Raw genomic sequence first — 11,566 nt, forward strand, 5'->3', positions numbered from 1 at the left:
ATGTCGCTACGCGTGCCATCCGGCGTGCCGGTGTCGAGGCGCTGTCGTTCGGTTCCCATATTTTCCGCCATTCGGCGGCAACCGGGTTGCTCCGCCAAGGCGCTTCGCTCCAGGTCATTGGCGAAGTATTGCGCCACCGCAGCATCGACACCACCGCCTTGTACGCCAAAGTCGACATCGGACTATTGCAGCAAGTCATCAGGCCGTGGCCGGGAGCGACATCATGCTAAAGGACGCGCTTGATACCTATTTGGCTGTTCGCCACGCGGCCGGTTTCGCTCTCGTCGATGACGAACACCGCCTCCGAGGCTTTGTCCGCTTCGCCAGTGCGCAAGGAGACACCGTCATAGTCGCCGCGACGGCCATCGCCTGGGCAGGGCAAGGGCGGTCGGAATCGCAACGCAGCAACCGTTTGAAGATGGTCATCCGCTTTGCGCGGTTTGCTCATGCTACCGATGGTCGCCACGAGATCCCGCCGCAGGGCGTGTATTGTGCGCGGCGGCAGCGGCCAACCCCCTATCTGTATACCGAGAACGAAATCCAGGCGCTGATGGCGCAAGCGCTGCACCTTGGTCCGCCAGGGACGCTACGGGCGCAGACCTACAGCACCTTGATTGGCCTGCTGGCCGCGACCGGGCTGCGTATTTCCGAAGCCATCAGCCTCCATTTCCAGGACATTTCCGCTGACGGCTTGGTGATCCGCAACACGAAGTTTAAAAAAAAGTCGGCTGGTGCCGTTGCACTCGACGACCCAGGCGGCACTGGAGCGATATCTGGTCGAACGCCGCCGAGTTGCCACCAATGATGACCATATGTTCCTCTCGACACAGCTCGGTCCATTGAGTCTCGACGCAGTGTATCCGACATTCCACAAACTCCTGTCAGCCTGCGGTCTTCCCCGCCAAGCAGGGCAGCCGAGGCCCCGGCTGATCGATTTTCGTCACACCTTTGCGTCGAATGCGCTGATAGCTTGCCCGCATGCTCGCGACCACATTGGGAGCCACATGCTGGCACTGATGACCTACCTTGGTCACGCAGTCCCAAGCAGCACGTACTGGTATTTGGAAAGCTCGCCACGATTGATGGAGGATATCGTCGACGTATGCGAGCGCTTGTTCGAGGAGCAAACGCCATGACACCGATCGCCCCCCATATCACCGCCTTTTTGCGCGAACGCCTTCCCCTGCAACGTGGCGCGAGCGAGCACACTTGCGACAGCTATGCCTACGCCTTCCAGTTGCTGTTCGAGTTTGCCGGCAAGCGACTGCGGCTTACGCCATCGGCGCTAAGTCTTGAGCAGATCGACGCCAAATTGGTGATGGACTTCCTGCAACACCTTGAAACCGAGCGCCACAATGGCCCGCGCACGCGTAACGCCCGCTTGGTGGCGATCAAGTCCTTCATGCGCTTTATCGAGCATCGCGTGCCGGCGCTGCTGGAACAAAGCCGGCGCATTTTGGCGATCCCGGCGAAGCGCACCGATTCCCACTTGATCAGTTATTTGTCGATGGATGAGATGCAGACCGTTCTCAATGCGCCGGATCTCCAGCGCCACGACGGCATCCGCGACCGCGCTATGCTCCACCTATGCTTCTCCGCCGGGTTGCGCGTTTCGGAACTGGTCAACCTGCCGATAAATGCGATCGAGTGGCAACCATCGCCCAATGTGCGGATCATGGGCAAGGGCCGTCGGGAACGTTTGCTCCCACTCTGGAAGCAGACTTGCGTGGATTTGCGCGCGTGGTTGGCGGTGCGCGGTCCGGCGCCGGCGACGGAGTTGTTCGTTAATGCGCGCGGCCAGCCGCTAACTCGATCCGGCTTCGAGTACATTCTCAACAAATACGTTCAGACGGCCGCCGAACGATATCCCGTGCTTAAGCAACGGCACATCTCGCCGCACAGCCTGAGGCACAGCGCCGCGATGATGGTGTTGCAGGCAACGGGGGATATCCGCAAAGTCTCGCTCTGGCTCGGCCATGCAGACATCCAGACGACCGAAATTTACTTGCGGGCGGACCCAACAGAAAAGCTGGATGCAATGAGCGCCGTTGTGCCGCTCTCACTAAAAAAAGGACGGTTCCGGGCGCCAGACAAACTGATCGCCTCGCTGCGGGGCGCTTGAATATGCTGAGCGATGGGAGCCGACATGGCCGTCAGCACAAGGCTCCCACGCCTGCAATTCTGCATATTCCTGGACTCTGCATATCCCAGAAAATTCCGTCAATCTAGGGGGCAACTCACGAAACGGAACAAATCGTACGCTAAGCCACTTGCATGCATCGTTTCCAATCGCCAGTTAAGAAAAAACGACCTTACGTTGTGCGCCGCAGCAATGTCTACGGATCGCGGGAATCACTGGCGTGATCGTCGATTCTTGGTCGGTGGCGGACGAGGGGTTCAAATGGCGGTTGGTGACACCGGTGTTGAGGCTCCCCCAACAAATCGCAGACGGCCTCGACGGCCGCGGCCTGATACGGAAGATCGAATTCAAGATGTAGTTTCATTTCGACTTCCGCCCCCGCTTTGATTTCTCAAGCTTTGCCAAATCGGCAACGCTTGCCGCCCGTTGCCCCGCTGCTATTTGCTCTCGCTCGCGCTCGACCTCGGCGCGCAATTCCTCCTCGCTTGGAAAATAGAGCATGTACTTCGACGCAAACAGTTGCTGGCTTTCGTTGAGCACCGAGTAACGCGCGACCACCTCGTCGCGCTCGGCGCACAAGATCAGCCCAACGGTCGGATTGTCGCCGTCGCCGCGCCGCAGATCGTCGAACATGCGCACATACATATCCATCTGGCCGACGTCCTGATGCGTCAAACGGCCCATCTTCAGGTCGATAAGCAAGAAGCATTTCAGCAGGTAGTTGTAGAACACCAGATCGACGTAGAAATGCTGCGTCTCCGTAGCAACGCGGTGCTGCCGGGCAACGAAGGCGAAACCTTTTCCCAGCTCGAGCAGGAAGGGCTGCAACTTCTCGATGATCGCCGCTTCCAGTTCCGATTCATGCAACCTGACTGCCTCGGGAAGGTCGAGGAAATCGAGCACGTACGGATGCTTGATGACGTCCATCGGGCGCTCAACGGTTTGCCCGTCTCTGGCCAACTGCAGCATTCCAGCCTTGTCCCGGCTCTTCAGCAGGCGGGCAAACAGTTGGCTGTGAATCTGTCGTTCCAGCACCGGCTGGCTCCAGTTGCAGCGCTCGGCCTCGATCTCGTAGAAGCATCGCTCGGATGGACGTTCGAGCATGCTCAGGCTGCGGTAGTGGGACCAACTCAGATTCGGTGAGAAGCCCTTGAGCGCTTCTGTGGCCTCAAGCGCGGCAGAGAGGTCTGCCAACACGCCTGCCTGGTCAGCCTCGCCCAATTCGTCACAAGCCTTGTGACGAATCTCGGGGCTACGGTTCGCGTAAGCCTGGAAGAACAGTCGAAAGTACTTCAGGTTGGTTACGGAGAATCCCCTCCCGTAACGCCGCTGCAGCGCCTCGGACAGTTCGGCAAGCAAGCGCCTGCCGTAGCCGGCCCGCTCTTCGCCACCTTGCAGCGCCTGAACAATCTCTCGCCCGGTCAGCCAGTAGGCGATGACCATGTTGCTGTTTACCGCGCGCACTACATTGCTACGCGCCTGATCGAGGATCGCCACGACACGATCCATCAGGTCGCCATGCCGCTCGACAACGATCAGCGCAGAGCTCTCGCCGGCGGGTGGTGGCGGCGGAGAAGCGCTTTCCCCAGTCTTTCTTCTGCGAGTGACCATGCCTATGAACTCCGCACTTGCGCGATCCCATGCAAACGAACACGAGACATCTTGCCGCCGTCGGCGAGCACTTCGGAAAAAGCCAACAAGGACGGCAAAATCATGTCCACCCCGTGCCCAGGCTTCAGCCATGGACGTACCAGATCCAGTACGCGGTCAGTTCCGGCGTTGCTGACAAACTTCATGGATAACCGCCCCCAGGCCATGGCCGCGCCCCTCCGGGTCCTGCCCCGGTACACCGCGCCAATTTCGTGTTTCCAAGAATGCCACGGTTCGACAGGTATCGAAATCCACCGTACGCCAACGCGCTATGACGCTGCGGGCATAGGGGCACAAGCCCAATAGTACTCTGGCATTGACGCACTTGGCCCGGAAGGAAGCGAAATCAGCGGGGGCTGTCGTTGATGCTGGATTGCTGGCAGGGGAGGGGGCTCCGTCACCACACGAATGCCATTCGCGGCCGGATCGGATGACACGGCGCTTGCGGTCAGAAGATCTGCGGACCCTCAACAAGCAAGGGGGTCGCTCAAACTCCGGGCAGTCCGCCTCAGGACACGCTGGCGTTGGCTTGCCGGGCAGGACGCACAGAGTTATCCACGATTTGTGTGGACAACCGGCATCGCACGACCGCCGGCGTGAAAGACGAAGTGGCAAGGCTTGCGCTCACGCGAAGGGACCGGACGGGTAAGCAGGCACCCGAACGTATCCGCGGCGTGATCGGACCTTCTCCACGGTCTCGATCATCTTCATGCCTTTCTTTTCGCTTGAGACGACGAGAGTGGTGTTCAGGAAACAATGGAACAGCGAACCGACTTAAGGACAGATCTAACAGTCTGCCACCAGCCGTCATATGCTGAACCGATGTGCTTCGTTGTGCATACCGACGTATCCAGATGGCTTAAGGTAAGATAGTTTCCTGTTTTCTGAAGCGACCCCTCTCAGGAGGTCCGCTACGCAAATGAGCGGATCTGCTCGGTAGTCGAAATGCTTTGTTTTCTGTATCGTAAACGTCTATACAGAGACCCGCGCCATGACAGCAGCGAAGACCATTTCAATGAGCTTTCGGGTTTCCCCGAAGTTCAAGGCTTTACTGGAGGCGGCAGCCGCCCGCGAGAATCGCAGTTTCACCAACATGCTGGAGACGCTGCTGTTCGCGCACTGTGACAAGCACGGCATCGCAGAGCCAGAGCGTGCCAAGACAGTCAAGGCGAAGGGAACAACGGAATGACCAGGGCGTTGGTACTCGACCTGCTCACCTACATCGAGCAGGTTGAGAAGCTCAGAACCAAGCCGGCCTTCTCGATCCCGAGTGAGTTCTTCGTTGCCTACCAGCACGAGCTCAAGGGGTTACCCGAGCTGCAGTTCAATTTGCAGGTCGATGGGGATGACGTGTGGTTGCGGATTCCGCGGCTGAAGGAAATCCCGGCACCAGAGCCCGATGAGCAGCTAAAGCCATGGGTTACGCTGCCAAAAAGCCCAGAAAAAACGCCAGAACTCAAAGGTGAGACGGTCGTCTACGACGGCAAGCGCGAAGTCGGGCGCCATCGGATCGACGACCACCCTGAGGTTATCGAGCTGTTCCACTGGTATGTCGCGAACCAGTGGGAGCCGTGGGCACAAGCTGAGCGCCCTCGGCGCAAGACCATCGCGCGCTACAACCAGTTGTTCTCGCTGCAGCAAGCCATCTCCTCGGAGGGCGCCGAAACTCCTCTCGAGTTGGTCTGGGGCATAGGCTACGCCGCCTGGAAGAAGGAGGGATTTGCCACGCCGGTGAAGTTCCCGCTCCTGGTGCAGGCCTGCGAGGTAACGCTCAACGAGAAGAACTTCGACCTCGAAGTCCGCCCCCGCGACGTCGGGCCTCGCCTGGAGGCCGACTGCTACGCGGAGATGGAGCTGCCCGGCGTGAGGCAACTGGAGGCCTACTGGCGCAGCACGCTGTCTACGGGCACGAACCGGGTGAACCCGTTCGAGTCGTCAACATACGACGGTACACTCAAGGCCGCAGTGGGACACCTGGACCCTTCGGGCGCCTACGAGGTGCGCACCGACGACGTCACCCCTCCAGTCCCCGGTGACAAGCTCACGATCACGAACACGTGGGTGCTATTCGGGCGTAAGCGTTCGGGCGACATCTTCCTGGAGGACATCCGTCGCCTCAAGCAGAAGGTTGAGGAAGCGACAACACTGCCGAGCGTGATCCGAAGCTTCGTCGAGCGCGGAGATTTGGCAGTCCGGGTGCGGCCAGAGCAACCGTTCCGTGGCCTATCCACCAGCGACTGTGGCTCGGGCGCAATGGAGCTGTACTTCCCGATGCCCTACAACGACGAGCAGGTCTCCATCGTCCAGAAACTGCACGCCAATGACGGCGTTGTCGTTCAGGGGCCGCCCGGGACGGGCAAGACTCACACGATCGCCAACGTCATTTGCCACTACCTGGCTCAGGGCAAACGAGTGCTGGTCACAGCGAAGGGCGAATCCGCACTAGCGGTGTTGCAGGACAAGTTGCCGGAGGTTGTTCGCCCCTTGAGCGTGTCGCTGCTGTCCGACGAGCGTAACGGGATGAAGCAGTTTGAGCACTCCATCCAGACCATCGCATCGCGGGTCGCGTCCATAAACCCGACGCGGACGGAAGCCAGCATCGCGGCGGCCGAGGGAAAGCTCAACCAACTTCACGCCAAAATCGCCCACGTTGACCGGACCGTTGCGGACTACGCTGCCAAGCACATGCGGAACTACCCGTTCCAAGGCCGCGAGGTGACGCCTGAGGAGATGGCCAAGCTGGTGTTGGAGCATGCCGAATCGCACCAGTGGTTCGACGATGAACCGCCATCGACCAAGGATGGCGAGCTGTCGTTCGACGACGCCGCGATCAATGGGTTGCGGCGGGCACGCATTGCTGTCGGCGATGACCTGATGTACGTGGGTTGCTCGCTTCCTGCGCCAGATGGCTTCCCCGTGTGGGCCGACGTTCTGGATCTGCATCGCGACCTCGTCAAAGCCAAGTCCATCGACGCCAGCGTCATCCAGGGCAAAACCCTCGCGCTGGCTGACTCCCGCTTGGAGACCTTTGAGAAAGCCCAGACGCTGCTGAAGTTCCTGGAGGAACGTATGGCGCTGAAAGCCAAGCTGGTGGGCACGCGCCAGCCGTGGCTGAATGCGCTAGGCAAGCGGTTGGCAGACATGCAACCCGGCGACGCCGTACTGCAAGCGTTGCTGGCCGTCGTGACTGAGGTGCGCAAACTAGAGCATCAGCGCCTCGGGCTCGTCGCCAAGGCCATCGATGCTCCGGCAGACGCCGAGCTGAAAGAGGACTTCGCCGACGCAGTGACACGCTTGGTGGCAGGCAAGAGTGCCTTCGGACTGCCATTCGGTAAGGGCGAGGCCCGCAAGATGATTGCCTCCGTGACGGTCACCGGCGTGGTGCCTGTTTCCAAGGGTGACTGGGAGGCAGTTCAGGAGACGCTTACCTGGCGTACAGAGGCCAGGAAGGCGCTTGCCCGCTGGAGCTCGCTGTCGGGTGAGTTCGGACTTGAAGTTCCAGAACCGGGCGTCGAATCCGGCTTCAAAAAGATCGCGCAATGGCAATCGAGCATCGAGGACGTACGCCGGCTGACCTTCGACTTCGACGCAAAACTGCATGCCCGCCTAGCGGAGGTGGTCGGCAAGAAGACTTCCGACCGCATGTGGGACGGTGGCGAGGCCTTTGTGGCGAACGTATACACCAGCCTTCAGGCGCACGTCGACAAGGGCCGCTTGGCCTATGCGATGAAGCGTGTGCAGGAACTCGTGCGCAAGCTTGAAGGCTGCCGAGGCGGTATCGTCAGTAAGCTGCGCAGTTTCTTGACTGAGGAGCTCGGTCGTGCAGCAGCTGACGAGTCCGTGCTTCAAGCCACTTGGCTGGAGTTGCAGGCGGAACTGTCCAGGCTCACTGCGCTGCGTCCCTACCTCGACGAGATTTCTCGAATGACGGCGAGCATCGAAGCCGCCGGAGCCACCAAGTGGGCGAAGCGCCTGCGCACTGAGCCGGCGACCGCCGACTTGGACGCCACGACGCCGGCAAGCTGGCTTGACGCCTGGAATTGGCGACAGATGGTTATGTTCCTCGACAGGATTGACGGCCATCACAAGCTGCGCGAGCTGTTCGAGGAACGCAAGACGCTCACGACCGCGCTGGCCCGCACGTACCAGGAGCTCGTTGCAGAGAAGACCTGGCTGGGCGTGTTCAACAACTCTCCCGACGCCGTGCGGCAGGCTCTCCAGGCCTACCTGAATGCGGTTCAGGCGATGGGAGCCGGCACCGGGGTGCGCGCCGTGCGACACCGAAAAACGGCGCGCGATGCGATGTTACGTGCCTACCAAGCGGTCCCCTGCTGGGTGTTGCCGCAGTGGCGCGTTTCGGAGACGATTCCGCCCGAGGTTGGGCTGTTTGACCTCGTTGTCATCGACGAAGCATCCCAATCAGACATCTGGGCGCTCCCGGCACTACTTCGCGGCCGGAAGGTACTCATCGTGGGGGACCACAAGCAAGTGTCACCGTCGGCAGTCGGCATGGCCGAAGAGAGGATCAGGGAACTCATCAACCGGTTCCTCACCAACCAGCCGCATGGCTCGGAAATGACGCCGGACAAGTCTATCTACGACTTGGCTCGTGTCGTTTTCGCCGGTAACTCGGTAATGTTGAAAGAGCACTTCCGCTGTGTGCCAGCCATCATTGAGTTCTCGAATCGGGAGTTCTATCAGAACGACATTCGGCCGCTGCGCGTCCCAAAAGCGAACGAGCGTCTGGACCCGCCGCTAGTCGATGTGTTCGTCAGGGGTGGCCATCGCGAGGGAGACGTGAATGCGGGAGAGGCGAAGGCAATCGTTGACGAAATCAAGACCATCCTCGCTGACTCGCAGTTCGACGGCCGCAGCATCGGCGTCGTAACACTGCTGGGCACCGCCCAAGCCGCCCGCATCCATGAACTGGTCAGCGAGCAGATCTCGCCGGTCGACGTTGTTGCTCGGAAGATTGCCATCGGCCCGCCGCCGGTGTTCCAGGGCAGGGAGCGAGACATCATGATGGTCTCGATGGTTCTGGGACGTGGTGACCGGGCCGCGGCTAACCGGGCAGACATACACCAGCGATTCAACGTAGCTCTGTCGCGTGCCAGGGATCGCATGTACCTGTTCCGCTCGGTCGCCGAGACAGATTTCCGGGAGGACTCGCTCAACGGCAAGGTCATCCACCATTTCAAACAGCCGTTCCGGCAGGACGCCAAAAAGGTGCAGGCGTTGCGCGAAAGGTGTGACTCAGGCTTCGAGCTGGAAATGTTCGACGAACTGGTAAAGCGTGGATTCCGTATTGAGCCACAGGTGGCCTGTGGCGGATACCGCATCGACTTTGTCATCGAGGGCAACGAAGGACGACGTCTGGCCGTTGAGTGCGACGGCGACCGCTTTCACGGCCCAGGCCAATGGCAGGACGATATGGCTCGCCAGCGCGTGCTTGAGCGGGCAGGCTGGACGTTCTGGCGGTGCTTCGCATCCAGCTTCGTCCGGCGGCGCGAGGCAGTGCTCGGCGACCTGCTGCAGACACTCCAGCGGCTGGGCATCGAGCCGCTGGGAGCGGAGTCTGTCGACAACACCGTCTGGGTCCACTACAAAGAAGTCGACCCGTACGGAGTTGAAGAAGAGCCGGAGCCGGAGCAGGAGGCCCTACAGGTATGAAACGCCCCTTGATGCGCCAGAACATCGCGCAGCTAGAGGCCCTCTTCGAGACATTGAGGGGAGACCCTGGGACGCTCAGGCAGTTGGAGCATGAACTGCAAAACCGGCATGTGCCCCGAGCAGTAACGCTTCTTGCCGAAGTGCAGGCGGCGATGTCCAGTGCCGCGCCGCTGGCCCCGGCGGAGGTGGTTCCCGTGCCGCCACCACCGGTGAAGTCACCGGCGCCTCCAGTTCGGCAGCCAGAACTATGGGAGCAAGCGCCGTTGCCCCCGGTTGTTTCGCCACCAGTTGTCACGCAGCCGCGGCCTCCTGCACCAGAAGCCAAGCCACTGGTGCCGCGCGCGGCAGTGCCAAAGCCCACGCCTCCAGAGCCTCCCACCATGCCCGTCGACGACGCATACAAGTTGCTCAAGGCCACGCCGGGCTCCACGTGGGAGTCGATAGAGCAGACCAGGCGCGAGTTGGTCCAGCAAGCATCGCCGGCGCGAGTGAGCGCCATGAACGCGGAGAAGCGCGCCCAGCTTCAGGCGGAAGCCAAGCGGGTGAACACAGCTTATGGCGTGCTGTTGCGGCAGAGGGTCGGCGGCGGATGATAGCGGTCGTGGACCAGCGGCATAAAGGAACGCCATCCCGTAAGTCTATCGCCAAGAACATCCAGCCCCCGACTAGAGGGTACGCCGGAACCGCCGAAAATTCCGCTGGATCTGCATCTGGCCACGATTGCCATGCCATAAGGGATCGAACGAGCAGCCGTGTCACCAGGCTGGCGACACTACACGTTCCAAAGCGACGGCAAGGTGATCAACCCGGATGCGCTCGTGGCAGGACTGGACTTGGGATGACTGAATTTTCCGCAGTTCCGGCTTACAACCTCCAGTTGCGAAGCGCTGGAAAGTAGAGAGGACATCCGACAATGTGGACAGACAACGAGACGGCACAGGATTTTCTGAATTTCGGCGGTATTGCTAAGACGGTAGCTGAGATCATCGAGCAGGCGCAGTCGCGGCCAATCTCAATTGGCGTTTCCGGCGCGTGGGGTGTCGGGAAGTCTTCAATGATCAAGCTGATTCGCACCGAGTTGTCGGCGCGGCATGACGAAGAGTCAAAGCCGAGCAAGTTCATCTTTGTCGAGTTCAATGCATGGCTCTATCAAGGGTATGACGACGCGCGCGCCGCGCTGATCGAAGTGGTCGCTTCGACGTTGGCGAAGGAGGCTGACGAGCGAAAGACGGGAATAGGCAAAGCGAAGGAGTTGCTCGAACGGGTCAACTGGTTTCGCGCAATCAAGCTCGCAGCCGGCTCCGCTGCCTCGCTGGCGTTAGGCATACCGCCTGCAGGCCTCCTCGGGGAACTCTGGGGATTCGGCAAGATCTTGGTCGCTGGTGATGTCGACAAGGAAGCGGTTGACGCAGTCAAATCGGCAGCGGGAGAAGCTGAGAAAACGGCGACAGGCTTGATCAAGCCTAAAAGGACCACTTCGCCGCCAAAGGAGATTGAAGCTCTCCGCACGAGTTTCGAAGAGTTGCTCAAGGAGATGGGCGTCACATTGGTGGTGCTCATCGACGATCTGGATCGGTGCCTTCCAGAAACCACGATCTCCACGTTGGAGGCCATTCGTCTTCTTCTGTTCTTGAAGCACACGGCGTTCGTTATCGCTGCCGATGACCAGATGATCAAGCACGCCGTCAAGCGCCACTTCCAAGGCGTTGACGATGAGCTCGTCATCAACTATTTCGACAAACTCATTCAGGTTCCGATTCGTGTTCCGCCGTTGGGGACGCAAGAGGTTCGTGCATACATGATGATGCTGTTTATCGAGAACAGCGACCTTGATTCCAAAGAGAAGGAACGAATTCGAGGAGAGGTGTGCTCGCAGCTGGGGCGATCATGGCAAGGAAAGCGAGTCGATCTCAAGTTCCTCAGAAGTCTGAACGACAAACTCTCTGATGCGTTGATTGCGCGCCTCGATGCCGCAGATCGGCTTGCGCCTTTGATGACAAGCGCGACCGGCATCGCGGGCAATCCGCGCTTGATCAAGCGCTTCCTCAACGCGCTGTCGATTCGCATGTCGATGTCTCGTGCCCAAGGCGTCGGTGTCGATGAATC

The 11,566-nt window shown here is 60.1% G+C and carries 8 protein-coding genes and 1 pseudogene; 7 read left to right on the plus strand and 2 right to left on the minus strand.

Annotation, left to right across the window (positions count from 1 at the left end):
• From E4Q23_RS22465 to E4Q23_RS22475, 3 genes and pseudogenes are all read left to right on the plus strand, one after another.
• On the plus strand, nucleotides 1–230 hold a 230-nt coding region (locus tag E4Q23_RS22465; RefSeq protein ID WP_169068652.1), incomplete at its 5' end, for a tyrosine-type recombinase/integrase.
• A gap of 320 nt (nucleotides 231–550) precedes the next feature.
• Nucleotides 551–1,136 (plus strand): annotated as a pseudogene (locus E4Q23_RS25450) (tyrosine-type recombinase/integrase).
• On the plus strand, nucleotides 1,133–2,122 hold the full coding sequence (locus tag E4Q23_RS22475) for a tyrosine-type recombinase/integrase (RefSeq protein ID WP_169068653.1): 990 nt from the start codon (nucleotides 1,133–1,135) through the stop codon (nucleotides 2,120–2,122). Before E4Q23_RS25450 ends, E4Q23_RS22475 begins: the two are co-directional and overlap by 4 nt.
• A 378-nt stretch (nucleotides 2,123–2,500) precedes the next feature.
• On the opposite strand, the gene E4Q23_RS22480 is transcribed toward E4Q23_RS22475, so the two are convergent.
• Nucleotides 2,501–3,751 (minus strand): PDDEXK nuclease domain-containing protein, encoded by a 1,251-nt coding sequence (locus E4Q23_RS22480; RefSeq protein ID WP_169068654.1) that lies wholly within the window; start codon nucleotides 3,749–3,751, stop codon nucleotides 2,501–2,503.
• A 2-nt stretch (nucleotides 3,752–3,753) separates the two neighbouring features.
• Nucleotides 3,754–3,936 carry a hypothetical protein gene (locus E4Q23_RS22485; RefSeq protein ID WP_169068655.1) on the minus strand — a complete coding sequence of 61 codons (183 nt, stop codon included), beginning with the start codon at nucleotides 3,934–3,936 and terminating at the stop codon, nucleotides 3,754–3,756.
• A gap of 845 nt (nucleotides 3,937–4,781) precedes the next feature.
• Here E4Q23_RS22485 and E4Q23_RS22490 point away from each other — a divergent pair.
• The 4 genes from E4Q23_RS22490 to E4Q23_RS22505 all read left to right on the plus strand — a co-directional run.
• A complete protein-coding gene (locus E4Q23_RS22490) occupies nucleotides 4,782–4,979 on the plus strand; it encodes a hypothetical protein (RefSeq protein WP_169068651.1) in 198 nt (65 codons plus the stop codon).
• Complete coding sequence (locus E4Q23_RS22495; protein ID WP_169068656.1) at nucleotides 4,976–9,460, plus strand: AAA domain-containing protein; 4,485 nt, start codon at nucleotides 4,976–4,978, stop codon at nucleotides 9,458–9,460. The genes E4Q23_RS22490 and E4Q23_RS22495 overlap by 4 nt, the downstream gene beginning before the upstream one ends.
• Nucleotides 9,457–10,053: a hypothetical protein gene (locus E4Q23_RS22500; protein WP_169068657.1), complete on the plus strand. Its 597-nt coding sequence runs from the start codon at nucleotides 9,457–9,459 to the stop codon at nucleotides 10,051–10,053. The genes E4Q23_RS22495 and E4Q23_RS22500 overlap by 4 nt, the downstream gene beginning before the upstream one ends.
• Before the next feature lie 320 nt (nucleotides 10,054–10,373).
• The coding region (locus tag E4Q23_RS22505; protein ID WP_248595655.1) for a KAP family P-loop NTPase fold protein at nucleotides 10,374–11,566 on the plus strand (1,193 nt) is incomplete at its 3' end.

Source organism: Candidatus Accumulibacter phosphatis (assembly GCF_012939955.1).
Taxonomy (GTDB): Bacteria; Pseudomonadota; Gammaproteobacteria; order Burkholderiales; family Rhodocyclaceae; genus Accumulibacter; species Accumulibacter delftensis.